The sequence below is a fragment of the Pelagibacterium sp. H642 genome, assembly GCF_031202855.1.
In the GTDB taxonomy this organism is placed as follows: Bacteria; Pseudomonadota; Alphaproteobacteria; order Rhizobiales; family Devosiaceae; genus Pelagibacterium.
This window is the reverse complement of sequence record NZ_CP101829.1, coordinates 2519866-2536706: the sequence shown is the minus strand read 5'-3', so window position 1 is coordinate 2536706 and position 16841 is coordinate 2519866. Positions and strand designations below refer to the sequence as shown.

Here is a 16841-nt window from a genome sequence, read left to right as displayed (position 1 = left end):
CTTATGCGAAGACCACGGTCTTGTGGCCATTGAGCATCACGCGATTTTCGAGGTGGCTCTTGACCGCGCGGGCCAGCACGCGGCTTTCGATGTCACGGCCGACGGCGATGAGATCATCCGGGCTCATGGCATGGGTGACGCGGGCGGTTTCCTGCTCGATGATCGGGCCTTCATCGAGATCGGGCGTCACGTAATGGGCGGTGGCGCCGATGATCTTGACGCCCCGCTCATGGGCCTGGTGATAGGGCTTGGCGCCCTTGAAGCTCGGCAGGAAGGAATGGTGGATGTTGATCACCTTGCCGAACAGGCGCGTGGAGAGCTGGTCGGAGAGAATCTGCATGTAGCGGGCGAGGACGACCAAATCGGCGTCGGCCGCCTTGATGAGCTTGAGCACCTCGGCTTCCTGCTCGGCCTTTTCGCCCTTGGCCATCGGCAGGTGATGAAACGGGATGCCATCGGCCTCGGCGATCGAGCGAGCATCTTCGTGATTGGAGATGATCGCCGCCACTTCGGCGCGCAGCCAGCCGACCTTGATCTGGTAAAGCAGGTGGCGCAGGGCATGGTCGAATTTGGAAACCATGATGACCATGCGCGGCACGCGGGCTTCGTCGGCGATTGCCGTTTTCATGTCGAAGCGCGCGGTGACCGGCTTCAGCGCGCGCTCGACAGCCTCCTTGTCGACACCCTCGGGCGCGGCAAAGGCGATGCGCATGAAGAACTTGCCCGTGTCGCGATCCCAGAACTGGTTGGATTCGGCGATATTGGCGCCCAGCCCGAACAATTCGCTGGTGACGCCGGCGACGATCCCCGGCTTGTCGGCGCAGGACAGGGTGAGGACGAAATTGGGCATGAGAACCATGAGGTCATGTAAAATTACACGACTTCATAGTGAGTTGCGCCGGGGATGTCGAGACAGGGAGGAAGGCTCCCTCACCCGGCAGCCTTCTCCATGCCTGGAATGTAGTTCAGCACCGGGCCGAGCCAGCGTTCGACGTCTTCGATCGCCATGCCCTTGCGTTGGGCATAATCCTCGACCTGGTCGCGTTCGACCTTTGCGACGCCGAAATAATAGCTTTCCGGGTGGGCGAAATAGAGCCCGGAGACCGAGGAGCCCGGCCACATGGCGTAGCTTTCGGTCAGCTTCACCCCGATTTGCTTTTCCACATCGAGCAGTTCGAAGAGCGTCGTCTTTTCGGTGTGGTCGGGCTGGGCCGGGTAGCCCGGAGCGGGGCGGATGCCCTGATAGGGCTCGGCGATCAGCTCTTCGGGGGTGAAGGTTTCGTCCGAATAGGCCCAGAGCTCCTTGCGCACCACCTCGTGCAGCCGTTCGGCGAACGCCTCGGCGAAGCGGTCGGCGAGGGCTTTGACCAGGATCGAGGAGTAGTTGTCGTTCTGCTCGTCGAACTTGTCGGCGATCGCGATCTCCTCGAAGCCGGCGGTGACGCAGAAGCCGCCCACATAATCGGGCGTACCGGCCTCGGCCATGAAATCGGCAAGCGCGACGTTGGGCTTGTCGCCGGATTTGGAAAGCTGCTGGCGCAGGGTGAAGAATTTGGCCAGCTCGGTGCCGCGCGTCTCGTCGGTGAAAAGCTGCACATCGTCACCCAACCGGTTGGCGGGCCAGAAGCCGACGACGGCTTTGGGGGTGAACCACTTCTCATCGATGATGCGTTTGAGCATAGCCTGTGCGTCATCGAACAGTTGACGCACGGCCTCGCCCTGGCGGGGGTCATCGAGAATCTTGGGGTAAGTGCCTTTGAACTCCCAGGCCTGGAAGAACGGCGTCCAATCGATATAGCGGGCAAGTTCGGCCAGATCCCAATCCTGATAGGATCTCGTGCCCAGGAAGCTGGGCTGTTTCGGCACATAGGCGGACCAGTCCGGCTTGAACGCATTGTCGCGGGCAGCTTGCAGGCTGGTGCGTTGCTTGTCGGCCTCCCCTTTGCGGTGCTTTTCGGCGACGGTATCGTATTCCTGCTTGATGGTCTTGACGTAGTCGTTGGCCGCTTCCTTGGAGAGGAGCTTTGAAACGACGTTGACCGCAAGGCTGGCGTCCTTGACGTAGACCGTCGTGCCACGGTTGTAGCGCGGGTTGATCTTGACCGCCGTGTGGACGCGGCTGGTCGTTGCGCCGCCGATCAGGAGGGGAATGTCGAAGCCTTCGCGCTCCATTTCGGAAGCGACGTGCACCATCTCGTCGAGCGAAGGGGTGATGAGACCGGAAAGACCGATCACGTCCACCTTTTCCTTTTTCGCCGTTTCGAGGATGGTCTGGGCGGGAACCATGACGCCCAGATCGATGATCTCGTAATTGTTGCAGGCCAAGACTACGCCCACGATGTTCTTGCCGATGTCGTGGACGTCGCCCTTGACGGTCGCCATCAGGATCTTGCCGGCGCTCTGGCGCGTGCCGTCGGCTTCCGCCTCCATGAAGGGGAGAAGATAGGCGACGGCCTGCTTCATGACGCGGGCCGATTTGACAACCTGAGGCAGGAACATCTTGCCGGCGCCGAACAGTTCGCCGACGATGTTCATGCCGTCCATCAACGGGCCCTCGATGACGTGCAGCGGGCGGGCGAATTGCTGACGGGCTTCTTCGGTGTCGGCCTCGATATATTCGGTGATGCCGTTGACCAGCGCATGGGAAATGCGCTCACCCACCGGCTTTTCGCGCCAGGAGAGGTCCTTGGCCCTGGCTTCCTTGCCGCCCTGTCCCCTATAGCGCTCGGCAAGATCGAGCATGCGTTCGGTGGCATCGGACCGGCGGTTGAGCACGACGTCCTCGCAGGCCTCGCGCAGTTCGGGGTCGATCGATTCATAGACCGCGAGCTGGCCGGCATTGACGATGCCCATATCCATGCCCGCCGCGATGGCATGGTAAAGGAACACGGCGTGCATGGCCTCGCGCACCGGCTCGTTGCCGCGGAACGAGAAGGAGAGGTTGGAGACGCCGCCCGAGATGTGGACATGGGGGAGCGTGCGCGTGATTTCACGCGTCGCCTCGATGAAATCGACGCCGTAATTGTCGTGCTCTTCGATGCCGGTGGCGACGGCGAAGATGTTGGGATCGAAGATGATGTCCTCGGGCGGGAAACCCACTTCATCGACAAGAATGCGGTAGGCGCGGGTGCAGATTTCCACCTTGCGGGCCTGAGTGTCGGCCTGCCCGACCTCATCGAACGCCATGACGACGACGGCGGCGCCGTAGAGTTTGCACAGGCGCGCCTGCTCGCGGAACTTGTCCTCACCCTCTTTCATCGAGATCGAGTTGACGATGGCCTTGCCCTGGATGCATTTGAGCCCCGCCTCGATCACCTCCCACTTCGAAGAGTCGACCATGATCGGCACGCGGGCGATGTCGGGCTCCGAGGCGACGAGGTTGAGGTAATCGACCATCACCTGCTGGCTGTCGATCAGGCCTTCGTCCATGTTGATGTCGATGACCTGGGCGCCGTTTTCCACCTGATCTCGGGCGACATCGAGGGCGGCGGTGTAATCGCCCGAGGTGATAAGCTTCTTGAACCGCGCAGAGCCGGTGACATTGGTACGCTCGCCCACGTTCACGAACGGGATATCGTCGGTGAGCGTGAAAGGCTCGAGACCGGAAAGGCGCAGGCGCGGCTCAATCTTAGGGATTTCGCGCGGGGCATATTTGGACACCGCTTGGGCAATGGCCGCGATGTGATCGGGGGTCGAGCCGCAGCAGCCGCCCACCACGTTCAGGAACCCGTCGCGGGCAAAGCCCTCGATCTGGCTGGCCATGAATTCAGGGCTCTCGTCATATTCGCCGAATTCGTTGGGCAGACCCGCATTGGGATAGGCGCAGACGAACGTATCGGCAATATCGGAGATTTCCTCCAGATGGGCGCGCATGGCGTTGGCGCCCAATGCGCAGTTGAGCCCGATGGTAAAGGGCTTGGCGTGGCGCAGCGAGTACCAGAAGGCGGTGGGCGTCTGGCCCGAAAGCGTGCGGCCGGAAAGATCGGTGATGGTGCCCGAAATCATCACCGGCAGACGGATGCCCTTGTTCTCGAACACCTCTTCGGCGGCAAAGACGGCGGCCTTGGCGTTCAATGTATCGAAAATGGTTTCGATGAGGATGATGTCCGAGCCGCCATCGATCAGCCCCTCGATCTGCTCGCCATAGGCGATGCGCAGCTCGTCAAAGGACGTGGCGCGGAAGCCGGGATTGTTGACGTCGGGCGAAATCGAAGCCGTACGGTTGGTGGGGCCCACGGCGCCGGCGACGAAGCGGCGCTTGCCGTCCTCGGCCTCGGCACGGATGGCGGCACGCTTGGCGGCCTGGGCGCCGGCAACGTTGAGCTCATAGGCCAACGCCTCCATGCCGTAATCGGCCTGGGCGATGGTGGTCCCAGAAAAGGTGTTGGTTTCCAGGATATCGGCCCCCGCCATGGCATAGGCGAAGTGGATGTCCTCGATGATTTTCGGCTCGGTGATGACCAAGAGGTCGTTATTGCCCTGCAGAGGCTTGGGCCAATCGGCAAAGCGCTCGCCGCGGAAATTTTCCTCGGTGAGCTTTTCGCGCTGGATCATAGTGCCCATGGCGCCGTCGAGAATGAGGATGCGTTCACGCGCGGCCTGGGTCAGGGTGGCGAGAATGTCATCGCCTTCCCTGGCAGAGCGGACGGGGCCGTTGCCGGGGCGCAGCGCCTCGACCGGGATCGTCTCACCCGACATGCCGCCCATGCGCCCGTCGCCGGGAGCATGAAGGTGGCCGTGGGTACATCCGGGAGCGTTGCACATAGCGTTTCCAATCCTATCGCGCATGATGCGCGAGTGCATAATACAAAGACATAAAGATATCTTTATGTCAAACCAAAGCCTGTTCCAACCGGTCGGCGAAACGAGCAACACGCTTGGGCGTTGCATCGGCGAAGCCGATGATCAGGCCTGAACGCTTCTCCCCAGCGCAATAGCTCGAAAGCGATGGGGTTTCAAAACCTTCCGCGGCGAGCGCTGCGGCAACGGGGCCATCGTCACGGGGCCGGGCGAAGCGGGCGACCACCTGCAGACCGCCCATGGGCATATTCACCTCGAGGTCCGCCCCAAATCTCTCACGCAGCGTTTCCACAAGAAGACGGCCGCGTTCCTCATAGGTCTTGGCGATCCGCTTGAGATGGGTCGCGAGCGCACCTGATTCAATCAGATCGGCGAAAGCGGCCTGAGTGTGGATATTGATCCGCAGGCCCAGATTGCGCTGCGCCTGCGCGAGTGGACCGGCCAAGTCTTTCGGCACGACCATATAGGCGAGACGCAAGCCGGGCAAAAGACTCTTGGCCGTGGTGCCGAGATAGATCACCTCCGCGCCATCGCTGATGCCCTGCAGCGCTGCGATGGCGCGGCCGTTCCAGAGGAATTCGCTGTCGTAATCGTCCTCGAGCACGATTGCGCCCATGCGGCGGGCCGCTTGCAGCAAATCCATACGCCGTTGCAGCGGCATGCGCGCGCCGGTGGGGTATTGGTGCGAGGGCGTGACATAGACCAGACGCGCGCCAGACCTTTCGATACCCGAAGGATCGACCCCCTGCCCGTCTACTTCCAACGCCCGCGTCACAAGACCGGCTCCGGCAAAGGCGGTTCGCACACCGAAATAGCCCGGCGACTCCACCAAACCCGTATCTCCCGGATCGGACAGGCATTGCGCCGCGAGCGCCAGGCCCGATTGTGTGGACGGCACGATGAGGATCTGATCGGGCCCGGCATTGACGCCACGTTGGCGCGCCAGATAATCGGCAAGCACCGATTTGAGCCGGGGCAGGCCTTCGAGCGCCTCATAGATCGCCGCATCCCCGAATTTCTGCCGGGCAACGCGGCGCAGGGTACGCGCCCAGAGATCGGCGGGAAACAGTGCCTCGTCGGGCGCACCCGGTTCGAGATAGCCGGAATGGCGCTGCCCTCGCTTGCCGCGCAGATTGACGGCGATCGCCTCGCCGCGCCGCGAAAGCCCTCGCGCATCGCCCGCGCCGGAAAGACTGGCCCGCTCGAGATCGGTGCCTGTGACGATGCGCGGCGCGGCGCCCGGCCTTACGGCGACCACCCCATCGGCCCGCAAAAGCTCATAGCCAGCATTGACGCTGTTGCGCGAAATGCCGAGCCCGGCCGCCAACTGCCGTGAGCTGGGCAGCACCGCCCCGGCCTTGAGCTTGCCCGAGCGCGCAGCCGCGCCAATGGCGCGATAGATCTGTTCGGGCAACGGACCGCCCGCAGGATCGATAACAATGAGGCCTTCGAGCATCTGGACCCTTCAATGCAAAATAAAGCGGATCTTACAAGGGTCCAGTTTAGATGCATACTGGCACCACCGCAACCAGGAGCACGCCATGACCATCCATACGCCGCCGCCCTACGCCAAGGCCCGCAATCCCAAGCGAGCGCGCTATGACGAGGAGACGATCAACGCGATCCTCGATGCCGGGCTGGTGGGGCATGTGGGCTTCATCGCCGACGGGCGGCCGATGGTGATCCCCATGGCCTATGCGCGCTCCGGTGCCACCATCTATCTGCACGGCTCATCGAAGGCGCGCATCGTTGCCATGCACCAGCAAGGCGATCCGCTGACCATGACGGTGACGCTGCTCGACGGCATCGTCGCGGCGCGCTCGGGATTTCACCATTCGATGAACTATCGCGCCGCCATCGTCCACGGCCATGCGCGGATCGTCTCGGACCTCGGTGAAGTCGAGGAAGCGCTCAAGCTGATCACCGAGCACCTGCTGCCCTTCCGCTGGAACGAGGTGCGCCCCATGCACGACAAGGAGCGCAAGGGCACCGGAGTCCTGGCGCTCGAGATCGAAGCGGCCTCGGCCAAAGTGCGGCAAGGCCCGCCGGTCGATGAAGAAGAAGACCATCACTTGCCGATCTGGGCGGGGGTGGTGCCTATCGTCACGGGTTTAGGTACGCCGATTGGCGATGGAAAAATGCCGGGTGACGTTCCACCGCCGCCCTCGACGCATCTGGCGCGAAAGAAATTTGCATAACTATTAGGCTGCATTCAAATCTGCCTATTCACTTAGCAGGTGTTTGGCTTCATAGTTGCAGGGGTGAGAGCAAACAGCCTGGACCTCAGCCGTGACCAAGACCCTCTCGCGCAAGGGCACGATCGTCAACGAGATCGTAGAGCAACTCGCCGACGCAATCGTCGCCGGGCGTTTCCCGCCCGGAGAGCGGCTCGATGAGATCGGGCTCGCGGGCCGATTTTCGGTTTCGCGCACCCCCATCCGAGAAGCGCTCGGGCAATTAGCGGCGATGGGGCTGGTGTCACGACGGCCCAATCGCGGTGCGGTGGTGGCCGAACTCAGCTCCGAACATCTTGCCAACCTCATCGAGGTGATGGCCGAACTGGAAGGCGTGTGCGCCCGGCTCGCCGCCGAGCGCATGTCGGCTGAGGCACGACGCAAACTGGAAGCCGATCACCTGCGGGCTGCCCAGATGGTTCGGCTCGGGCAGCCGGACCTCTATTGGGCACATGATACGCTGTTCCACGCCGCCATCCAGGCTGGAGCCGGCAATCCGCAGCTTGGCGAAATGGCAGCGCTGGCGCGCTCGCGTCTCAGCCCGTTCCGCACCGATCTTTTCGCCCAGCCGGCACGGCTGGCGCAATCCTATAAGGATCACGAGATGATCGTCACCGCCCTGCTTCAGGCCGATGGGCCGCGTGCCGAACGGCTGATGCGCGACCACATCCTCAAGAAAACGCTGACGCCGAGCTGGCCGGTTAGCCCTTGTCCACCTCACGCCGGTCCTCACGCATCTCGAACCACATCGCGTTGAGAATGGCGAAGGCGCAAGCCAGCCCGACGCCGAGAATCCAAGCAAAATACCACATGTGTTGGAGCTCCTAATACGCGTTCGGGTTCTTGGACAGCGACTTGTTGGTCACCGGGCCGCTCATCACTTTGTAGACCCAGCTCGTGTAAGCGACGATCAGCGGCAGGAAGAATGCCGTCGCGACTAGCATGATGAACAGGGTCAAATGGCTCGACGACGCGTCCCAGACCGTCAGGCTCGCATTGGGGTTGTGCGAGGACGGTAGCAGGAACGGGAACATCGAAAGTCCAGCCGTCGAGACGATGCCGAACACCCCTGCCCCGGCCGCTAGGATCGGGACGATTTTCATCCCCCCGCGCAATCCGAGCAGGGCGCCGGCCATGCCGATAAAACCAAGGACCGGGGCAATCAGGATCCAGGGATAAGTGCCGTAATTAGCCGTCCAGGCGCCGACTTCCCGTTCAACCGTCTTGGCCAGTGGGTTCGACGGCAACGCGGTTTCGATGGCGCTGGTAATGGCATAGCCCTCAATGCCGAAGGCGATCCATAGCCCGCCAAGAGCAAAGAGCACGATGGCCGCGAGCGCTGCCCACTGGCCATAGCGCGAGGCGCGGGCAGCGATTTCGCCCTCGGTGCGCGCGGCGATGACGGCGGCGCCCATGGTCATGACCATCGAAAGGCTGACCAGCCCGCACAGCAAGGCAAAGGGCGTGAGAAGACCGAAGAAGTTGCCCAGATAGGAGGGGCGCAGGGTGCGGTCGAGGTCGAACGGAGCACCGAGAAGAGCGTTGCCGACGGCCACGCCAAAGATCAGGGCGGGCACGAAGCCGCCGATGAACAACACCCAATCCCAGGTGGAGCGCCAGCGCGGATCGGTGATCTTGCCGCGATATTTGAACCCCACCGGGCGCAGGATCAAGGCGAAGAGGATGACGATCATCGCGAGATAAAAGCCCGAAAAGCTCACCGCATAGAGCGGCGGCCAGGCGGCGAAGATCGCGCCGCCCCCCAGCACCAGCCAGACCTGATTGCCTTCCCAGGTCGGTCCGGCGAGATTGAGCAGCACGCGGCGTTCCTCATCGGTGCGGGCAACGGCCGGCAGGAGGGCGCCCAGCCCCAGATCCATGCCGCCCAGCACCGCAAAGCCGATGAGCAGTACGCCGAGCAGCGCCCACCAGATGAGCCGCAGGGTTTCATAATCGATGGGAATGAAATCCATTGTCCACTCTCCTTATTCGGCAGGCTGCGGCCGGGCATCGGACTCGGCTGATTGCGGTTTGTCCGATTTGGGCTGAGGCGTTTCCATTGGATCGGGCTCACCATTGAGCAGGGCGACGTAGTCCTTGGGGCCGGCCTTGATGGCCTTGACCATGAGGAAGACCATGATCACCGCGAGCACCGTATAAAGGCTCACATAGAAGGAAAGGCTGAGCACAAGATCGGTGACCGTCAGACCGGACGCGGCATAGAAGGTGGGCAGGACCCCTTCGATCGCCCAGGGCTGGCGGCCATATTCGGCGATGATCCAGCCTGCTTCGGCAGCCAGCCAGGGCAGCGGCATGGCGGCCACGGCGCCCCAAAGGAACCAGCGGTGCGTATCGAGCGTGCCGCGCGAAGCCTTCCAGAAAGCGAAGGCAAAGAAGGCGATGAAGAAAAAGCCCACGCCCACCATCAGCCGGAAGGTCCAGAACAGCGGCCAGACATCGGGAACCGTGTCCTGGGCCGCCATGGCGATCTCTTCTGGCGTCGCGTTCTCGATATCGGTGCGGTAGCGCTTCAAAAGCAGCGCGTAGCCAAGATCGGGCCAGGCCTCGCTGATCACGGCGCGGGCCTCCTGGTCCTGCCGATCGTCTTCGAGAACAGCCATGGCCTCATAGGCGCGCAGGCCGTTGGCGATGCGGACTTCGGCATGCTCGACAAGATCGTGGATGCCGGGAACTTCCGTATCGAAGGAACGCGTGGTGATGAGGCCGAGAACCCAGGGAATCTTGATGTCGAAACGTTCGCCATTGGGCAGAGGGAAGGCAACGAGGCTGAGCCCGGCCGGGGCCGGTTCGGTCTCGTACATCGCTTCGATGGCGGCGATCTTCATCACCTGGTGCTCGGTGGCCGCATAGCCGCTTTCATCGCCCAGGACGACGACCGAGAGCGCTGAGGCAAGGCCGAAGCTCGCCGCGACCACCATTGAGCGCTTGGCGAGTTCTTGATGTTTGCCCTTAAGGAGGAAAAGCGCGCTGACGCCGAAAACGAATACGGCGCCGGTGACATAGCCTGCCGAGACCGTATGCACGAACTTGGCCTGCGCGACAGGATTGAAGATCACCTCCATGAAATTGGTGATCTCCATGCGCATGGTGTCAGGATTGAACACCGCGCCGGTGGGATATTGCATCCAGCCATTGGCGATCAAAATCCACAGCGCGGAAAAGTTCGCGCCCAGCGCGACAAGCCAGGTGACAGCGAGGTGGCCGACCTTGGACAGCCGGTCCCAGCCGAAAAAGAACAGGCCAATGAAGGTCGCTTCGAGGAAGAACGCCATCAGCCCCTCGATGGCCAGCGGGGCGCCGAACACGTCGCCAACATAGTGGCTGTAATAGGACCAGTTCATGCCGAACTGGAACTCCATCACGATGCCGGTGGCGACGCCCATGGCGAAATTGATGCCGAACAACGTGCCCCAGAACAGGGTCATCTTTCGCCAGATCTCGCGCCCGGTCATCACGTAAGTGCTCTCCATGATGGCCATCATGAAGGAGAGCCCGAGCGTCAGCGGCACGAACAGGAAGTGATAAAGCGCGGTTGCAGCAAATTGCATCCGCGACAAGGCTACGACTGTTTCGTCGATCATAAAGACTGCCCCTGGGTCATAAAAAGCCGTCCGGGTCGAACGCCACAACCGGGACGACGCTGTTCACGGTATATATAGTATCATAGCCAAGCCCCATTGACCTGGATCAAGGCGCCGCGCGTCGGGATATCGCAGGCTGCCCCGCTCCACTTTCCGCTATTGTTGCGATCATGGCCTCCTCCACCGACCCCATCGCCGACCGTGCCAATGCCCGCAAGCTCATGGGATTGCGCAGGATGGGCGGCCGCGCGCTGATCGTCGCGGTCACCGCGCCGCTGGTGTCGGGGGCGATGCTCATCGTCTATGCGGCACTCCTGGCGCAGGTGCTGGGGCGAACGATCGAAGGAGGAGAACCGCTGGGAGCGGTGACGCCACTGATCGGCGTGTTGGCCGGCATCGTTCTCATTCGGGCGCTGCTCGGACTGCTTGGAGAGCAGGCCGGAACGGTCGGGGCCGAGCAGATCAAGGCACGGCTGCGCACCGGGCTGTTCGGCCACATTCTGGCACAACGGCACGCGCTGGGGCTTAAACCGGCATCTGGCGCGGTGGGCGCGGCGCTGATCGATCAGGTCGAGGGGCTGGAGAATTTCTTTGCCCGTTACCTGCCGGCGATGATCTCGGCTGCCATCCTGCCCATCGCCTTTGCGGTGGTGCTGTTTCCCATCGATTGGGTGGTGGGGCTGCTGTTCATTTTCACTGCACCGCTCATCCCGTTGTTCATGGCTCTGGCCGGCTGGGGCGCGCAGGCGGCAACCGACCGGCAGGCGACCGCGCTCTCGCGGCTGTCGGCGCATTTCGCCGACCGGCTGCGGGGACTCTTGACGCTCAAGCTTTTTGGGCGCGAAACCGACGCGATAGAGAACGTCCATGCCGCGAGCGAAGCGCTGCGGCGCCGGACCAATGCCGTGCTGCGCATCGCCTTCCTGTCCTCGGCGATCCTCGAATTTTTCGCCGCGCTCGGGGTGGCCGGCGTCGCGCTCTATGTGGGACTGACCTATCTGGGCTTTCTGGGGGTCAATCCGGGTCTGACACTGACGTCTGGGTTGTTCGCGCTGATCATGGCGCCCGAAGTCTACGCGCCGCTGCGCCAGCTCGCTGCGCACTATCATGATCGTGCCGCCGCGAAATCGGCGCTTGCCGAGATCGAGGCCATCGTCGCTGATCCCGGCGAACTGGCGACGCCCGATATTTCGGTGCCCTCCGCCAAACGCGTCAGAGCGCTTCCGCTCGCCGTCCGGGGGCTGACGGTCAAGACACAGGACGAAGCGGTGCTCGACGGGCTCGATCTCGACCTTGGGGCTGGCGAAAGTCTTGCGATTATGGGTCCGAGCGGGATCGGCAAATCCACGCTGGCTCGCACGCTGGTCCGGCTGGTGCCGTTCAGTGGCGATGTTACCCTGGGCGGCACCGCGCTGTCTGAATGGAGCGAAGCGGAGTTGCGCGCCAGCGTGACCTTCATCAGCCAGAAACCGCATATCTTCGTCGGCACGATCGCCGAGAACATCGCTCTGGCCGCTCCCGCGGCAACTGCCGAGACGATTGCGGCGGCTGCCGAGGAGGCGCTTGTCAAAGAGTTTGCCGACCGTCTGCCCGAAGGGCTCGATACCCTGGTGGGCGAAGGCGGATACGGACTTTCGGGTGGCCAGATCCAGCGTATCGGCCTGGCACGGCTGTTTCTCACCGATCCGGCACTGGTCGTCCTCGATGAACCGACTGCCCATCTCGATCCCGCGACCGAGGCAAAGCTGCTCGACAGGGTGCAGGCGTTCTGTGACGGCCGGACGCTAATCATCATGACCCATTCGAGCGCGGTGACCGCGCGGGCCGGAAAGGTGATGCGCATGGCTGGCGGAAGGCTGCTACCCACTCCGCGCCGGGCGGCTCACCCTCACGGGCACAAGGAGGGCCGCGCATGAAGGCGCTGGCGTTCTTTGCCCCGCTGTTCAAGCCGCACTGGCGCGGCCTGCTGCTCGCGCTGATCCTCTCGCTGGTGACGCTGGCGGCGGGCACGGCGCTGCTGGGGGTTTCGGGCTGGTTCCTGACGGCGACGGCGCTGACCGCTCTTGGCGTATCGTTCAACCTTTTCGCCCCTTCCGCCGCTGTTCGTGGCCTCTCCTTCATCCGCATTCTGGCGCGCTATTTCGAAAAGCTGGTCGGACACAACGCGACCCTGCGCCTGCTGTCCGATTTGCGGCGCTGGCTGTTTTCGGCCCTGTTTCCCCGCTTGCCGCTGCCCGACCGGTCCTTGCGTCACGGCGATCTGGTGACGCGGCTGACCGCCGATATCGATGCGCTCGATACGCTGTTCCTCATCGCCATAGGACCGCTGATTGCGGCATTGGTGCTGGGCGGAGCCGTAACCGCCGTGCTGCTGGCCCTGCTGTCAGCGGCTGGGTGGATCTATTTGGTGGCCATAATTCTCTCCGTGATCGTGGTGCCCACGATCCTTGCCGCGACGACCCGCAGCAACGGAAGCCAGAGCGTCGAGGCAGCGGCAGGGCTGCGGGCGCAGATTCTCGATACGATTGCCGGCCACGACGATATCGTGGCCTTCGGCCAAAGCGGCTTTGCCGCCGAAAAATTCGCGGCGGCGAGCCAAACGCTTTCCGACCTGCGCCGCCGGCAAGGGCTTGCCACATCGATTGCCGCTGCTTCGGTGCAGGCCCTGACCGGGGTGGCGCTTATCGCCATCGTATTGGTTGGGCTTGAGGCGTTTGAAGCGGGAGCGATCGAGGGGCCGATCCTGGCGGGCATCGTCTTTGCCGCTCTGGGGAGCTTTGAAGCGACGGCGGTGATCATCCGCTCGATCGGCAAACTGGGGTCGGCGCTCGCTTCGGCCGAGCGGCTGCGGCAAATCGCAACTGCACCCATCACGGTGCGTGATCCCATCCGTCCGGTGGCCTGCCCCCAAGGTGGCGGCATCGCGTTCGAAAACGTCACCTTTGCCTATGATAATGGCGAACCGGTTCTCAAGCGTCTCGACCTCGCCGTCGCGGCAGGAGAGCATGTGGCGGTTTCCGGGGTGAGTGGGGTCGGCAAATCTAGCCTGCTGCATTTGGCACTGCGCCTCGCAGACCCGCAAGAAGGCGCCATTCGCATTGAGGGAATTAATATCCGCGATGTCGCCCAGCGCGACCTTCATGCGCATATAGCGCTGCTCGGTCAGCATAGCCCGGTGTTTCTCGATACGGTCCGCAACAACCTGCTGATCGCCCGCCCCGAGGCGACCGATGCCGAACTCTATGCCGCGCTGGGGAAAGCCAGGCTCGAAACCACGATCCGCGGCTTGCCCGCAGGGCTCGATACGGTGGTGGGAGAAACCGGCGCAACGCTTTCGGCCGGCCAGGCCAGGCGGCTCAGTCTCGCCCGCACCCTGCTCTCTCCAGCGCCGATCGTGCTGCTCGACGAGCCGACGGCAGGGCTGGATCGGGAGACCGAAGCCGCGTTCTTCTCCGATATGCCCCAGGCGCTGGCCGGGCGTACTGTGGTGCTGGCAACCCATGCGCTGCTGCCCGCAGGCGCGGTAATGCGCGAATTCGAGCTTATCGGCGGCAGGCTGGAAGAGATCAGCCGCAGCGGCCTTGGAGACGCGTCAGGTCGGGAATAGTAAAGCGGCGGCTGTTTTCGACCGAGATCACCCCATCCTTACGCAAAAGGGTGAGCTGGCGCGAAACCGTTTCGATGGTAAGGCCGAGAAAATCGGCGATATCGGCGCGGCTGAGCGGCAGCTCGAAGATGATGGTCTTGCGCTCCCGATTGAGCGGATCGATGTGCAGCGCGACCATGTAGAGAAAGCTTGCGACCTTCTCCCCCGCCGTTTTACGGCCCAAGGTCACCATCCAGTCCCGCGCCTCGTCGAGTTCGCGCAGCGTCTGTTCCAGTAAACGATGCTCGAGAGCGGGATGCTCGGCCACGAGCTTTTCGAGTGCCTCGCGCGGGATCATGCACAGCTCGACTTCCGACGCCGCTTCCGCCGTAACACGGTTTTGCGTGGCATAGAGCCGGCCGAGGAAATCGGGGGCAAACTGCAGCCCTACCATCTGCTGGCGTCCGTCTTCCAGCATCTTGGAGAGTTTGACCACGCCACGCATCAGATTGGCGTAGCGGGTGATTTCGGTGTCGTCGGCGATCAGCTCATCGCCAGCGGGGCGACGAACCATACGCGTGTGCCGCGAGAGCGTCAGTAACTGATCTGCATCGAGGGCGCCACAGAGGCCGCCATGCCGCACCTCGCAATTACGGCAGAGAACCGGCATATCGAAATTGTGAATGTCCTGCCTGCCCATGCCAGTCCTTTCGCTTCCTGCTCGTAGATAAGCTCACGTGCAAGGCAGGACGATAAGCGAAATCGCCGCAGGACCAAGAGTTTGCGCTGCTGGTTCGTACTTATTGCAAATCATTTGCAACTAGCTTGACGTAGTTGCGAATGATTGTCATATTCACTCACAGCTCGAACATCCCTGCGAGGTTTCATGCCGTACCGACTCGCCCTTACTTTGGGGCTCTCCCTTCTCGCCGTTGCACCCGTCCAGGCCCAAACCCCGCTTTCGGTGGTCGCCACCATCGGCATGATTGGAGACATTGCCCAGACGGTGGGCGGCGATTGTGTGGCGGTGCAGACCATGATGGGGCCGGGCATCGACCCGCACCTCTACCAGGCGACGGCGCGCGACGTGCAGACGCTCAACCGCGCCGGCCTGATCCTTTATTCCGGCTATGGGCTCGAAGGGCAGCTCGGCGATGTCTTCGCCCGCTATTCCGAGCGCGTGCCGACCCTTGCCGTCGCAGAAGCGGGGATCGCGCAAGAGGACCTGATTGCGACGGACGACGCCTATGGCGTTGATCCGCACCTTTGGATGGACGTTTCGCTTTGGGCACAGACCGTGCCCGCCATTGCCGACCAGCTCACCGCACTCATCCCCGATTGCGGTCCGGCCATCGCCGCCAATGCAGAAGCGTATCAGAGCCAGCTTGCGGCGTTGCACGGCTGGGCGACAGAGGCCATTACCTCGATCCCCGAGGGCCAGCGCATCCTGGTCACCGCCCATGATGCCTTTGCCTATTACGGCCGCGCCTACGGCATCGATGTTGCCGGCATTCAGGGCATTTCCACCCAGTCGGAAGCCGCGATAGCCGATATCCGGCAGACCGCCGACCTGATCGTGGAACGCAACGTGCCGGCGATCTTTGTCGAATCCACCATCAATCCGCGCACGATCCAGGCGGTGATCGAGGCGGCGCGGCAAGCGGGCCAGGAGGTGGAGATCGGCGGCGAGCTCTATTCCGACGCCATGGGGGACGCCGGCACCGCAGGGGGAACCTATATCGGCATGATCCATTCCAACACCACCGCCATCAGCGGGGCGCTCGGCGGCACGCCGCCTACCCTGCCCGACGAGCTTTCAGATTGGGCGCAGCAATGGTCCCTCAACTAGAAAACGGCCTGCACGAGCCCGGCCTTGCGGTCCATGTGGAAGACCTCACTGTCTCCTACCAATCCAAGCCGGTGCTCTGGGACATCGATTTCGATATCCCGCCAGGGGTCATGGCGGCGATCGTCGGGCCGAACGGGGCGGGTAAATCGACGCTGATCAAATCCATCCTCGACCTGGTCAAGCCTACCGCCGGTCACGTGACGATCCATGGCCGCCCCTATGCCCGCCAGCGGCGCAAGGTGGGCTATGTGCCGCAACGTTCAAGCGTGGACTGGGACTTCCCTACCACCGCGCTCGACGTGGTGACCATGGGGCTTTACGGTCAGCTCGGCTGGCTGCGCCGCCCTGGCCGCGCCGAGCATGAGCGTGCCTTGGCAGCGCTGGCGCGAGTGGGCATGGACGATTTCGCCGACCGGCAGATCAGCCAGCTTTCCGGAGGCCAGCAGCAGCGGGTTTTCATCGCCCGGGCACTGGTGCAGGACGCCGACGTCTATTTCCTCGATGAGCCCATGGCTGGGGTGGACGCCACCACCGAGCGGGCGATCGTCAAGATCCTCCACGCCCTTCGCGATGCCGGCAAGACGGTGATCGTCGTGCACCATGACCTTCAGACGGTGCGCGACTATTTCGACTGGATGGTGATCCTCAACGTGCGCGTGATCGCACAGGGGCCGGTTTCGGAGGTTTATACGCCCGAAAATCTGCGCCGCGCCTATGGTGGCCAGATCGCGCTGATCGATCGGGACGCGACGCTCCAGGCGGCCGACTGA

General features: G+C 62.9%; 12 protein-coding genes and 1 pseudogene. 6 read left to right on the top strand and 7 right to left on the bottom strand.

All coding sequences use genetic code 11. The features are described 5' to 3' along the window. Position 1 precedes the first annotated feature (1 nt). From purU to NO934_RS12450, 3 genes are all read right to left on the bottom strand, one after another. The gene (gene purU / locus NO934_RS12460) at positions 2–850 is read right to left on the bottom strand and encodes a formyltetrahydrofolate deformylase (RefSeq protein WP_309160287.1); all 849 of its coding nucleotides are present in this window, start codon (positions 848–850) and stop codon (positions 2–4) included. Between the two features lie 80 nt (positions 851–930). After that, positions 931–4707: a methionine synthase gene (gene metH, locus NO934_RS12455; protein WP_309160286.1), complete on the bottom strand. Its 3777-nt coding sequence runs from the start codon at positions 4705–4707 to the stop codon at positions 931–933. Between the two features lie 124 nt (positions 4708–4831). Next, positions 4832–6256, bottom strand: a complete 1425-nt coding sequence (locus NO934_RS12450) for a PLP-dependent aminotransferase family protein (RefSeq protein ID WP_309160285.1) — start codon at positions 6254–6256, stop codon at positions 4832–4834. 85 nt (positions 6257–6341) lie between these two features. Here NO934_RS12450 and NO934_RS12445 point away from each other — a divergent pair, with 85 nt between their 5' ends. Continuing rightward, complete coding sequence (locus NO934_RS12445) at positions 6342–6998, top strand: pyridoxamine 5'-phosphate oxidase family protein (RefSeq protein ID WP_309160284.1); 657 nt, start codon at positions 6342–6344, stop codon at positions 6996–6998. A gap of 91 nt (positions 6999–7089) precedes the next feature. After that, positions 7090–7791 carry a GntR family transcriptional regulator gene (locus NO934_RS12440; protein ID WP_375143252.1) on the top strand — a complete coding sequence of 234 codons (702 nt, stop codon included), beginning with the start codon at positions 7090–7092 and terminating at the stop codon, positions 7789–7791. A 7-nt stretch (positions 7792–7798) separates the two neighbouring features. On the opposite strand, the pseudogene cydX reads toward NO934_RS12440, so the two are convergent. The 3 genes and pseudogenes from cydX to NO934_RS12425 all read right to left on the bottom strand — a co-directional run. Then, positions 7799–7846, bottom strand: a pseudogene (gene cydX, locus NO934_RS20655) (cytochrome bd-I oxidase subunit CydX); the annotation flags it as partial. Between the two features lie 12 nt (positions 7847–7858). Continuing rightward, on the bottom strand, positions 7859–9007 hold the full coding sequence (gene cydB, locus NO934_RS12430; RefSeq protein WP_309160282.1) for a cytochrome d ubiquinol oxidase subunit II: 1149 nt from the start codon (positions 9005–9007) through the stop codon (positions 7859–7861). A 12-nt stretch (positions 9008–9019) separates the two neighbouring features. Further along, positions 9020–10633, bottom strand: a complete 1614-nt coding sequence (locus NO934_RS12425) for a cytochrome ubiquinol oxidase subunit I (RefSeq protein ID WP_309163723.1) — start codon at positions 10631–10633, stop codon at positions 9020–9022. A gap of 173 nt (positions 10634–10806) precedes the next feature. Between NO934_RS12425 and cydD the strand changes: the two genes are divergently transcribed. Both cydD and cydC read left to right on the top strand, forming a co-directional pair. Continuing rightward, complete coding sequence (gene cydD / locus NO934_RS12420) at positions 10807–12552, top strand: thiol reductant ABC exporter subunit CydD (protein WP_309160281.1); 1746 nt, start codon at positions 10807–10809, stop codon at positions 12550–12552. After that, positions 12549–14243: a thiol reductant ABC exporter subunit CydC gene (gene cydC, locus NO934_RS12415; protein WP_309160280.1), complete on the top strand. Its 1695-nt coding sequence runs from the start codon at positions 12549–12551 to the stop codon at positions 14241–14243. The genes cydD and cydC overlap by 4 nt, the downstream gene beginning before the upstream one ends. Here the strand turns inward: cydC and NO934_RS12410 are convergent. Further along, positions 14203–14922 carry a Crp/Fnr family transcriptional regulator gene (locus NO934_RS12410; protein ID WP_309160279.1) on the bottom strand — a complete coding sequence of 240 codons (720 nt, stop codon included), beginning with the start codon at positions 14920–14922 and terminating at the stop codon, positions 14203–14205. The genes cydC and NO934_RS12410 overlap by 41 nt on opposite strands. Before the next feature lie 186 nt (positions 14923–15108). Here NO934_RS12410 and NO934_RS12405 point away from each other — a divergent pair, with 186 nt between their 5' ends. Continuing rightward, positions 15109–16071, top strand: coding sequence for a metal ABC transporter solute-binding protein, Zn/Mn family (locus NO934_RS12405; protein ID WP_309160278.1), 963 nt, complete (start codon positions 15109–15111; stop codon positions 16069–16071). Then, positions 16056–16841 (top strand): metal ABC transporter ATP-binding protein, encoded by a 786-nt coding sequence (locus NO934_RS12400; RefSeq protein WP_309160277.1) that lies wholly within the window; start codon positions 16056–16058, stop codon positions 16839–16841. Before NO934_RS12405 ends, NO934_RS12400 begins: the two co-directional genes overlap by 16 nt.

Bases quoted from the DNA above. Each gene is read 5' to 3' on its own strand.
- purU (WP_309160287.1), bottom strand. From the start codon at position 850: ATGCCCAATTTCGTCCTCACCCTGTCCTGCGCCGACAAGCCGGGGATC.
- metH (WP_309160286.1), bottom strand. From the start codon at position 4,707: ATGGGCGGCATGTCGGGTGAGACGATCCCGGTCGAGGCGCTGCGCCCC.
- NO934_RS12450 (WP_309160285.1), bottom strand. From the start codon at position 6,256: ATGCTCGAAGGCCTCATTGTTATCGATCCTGCGGGCGGTCCGTTGCCC.
- NO934_RS12445 (WP_309160284.1), top strand. From the start codon at position 6,342: ATGACCATCCATACGCCGCCGCCCTACGCCAAGGCCCGCAATCCCAAG.
- cydB (WP_309160282.1), bottom strand. From the start codon at position 9,007: ATGGATTTCATTCCCATCGATTATGAAACCCTGCGGCTCATCTGGTGG.
- cydD (WP_309160281.1), top strand. From the start codon at position 10,807: ATGGCCTCCTCCACCGACCCCATCGCCGACCGTGCCAATGCCCGCAAG.
- cydC (WP_309160280.1), top strand. From the start codon at position 12,549: ATGAAGGCGCTGGCGTTCTTTGCCCCGCTGTTCAAGCCGCACTGGCGC.
- NO934_RS12410 (WP_309160279.1), bottom strand. From the start codon at position 14,922: ATGGGCAGGCAGGACATTCACAATTTCGATATGCCGGTTCTCTGCCGT.
- NO934_RS12405 (WP_309160278.1), top strand. From the start codon at position 15,109: ATGCCGTACCGACTCGCCCTTACTTTGGGGCTCTCCCTTCTCGCCGTT.
- NO934_RS12400 (WP_309160277.1), top strand. From the start codon at position 16,056: ATGGTCCCTCAACTAGAAAACGGCCTGCACGAGCCCGGCCTTGCGGTC.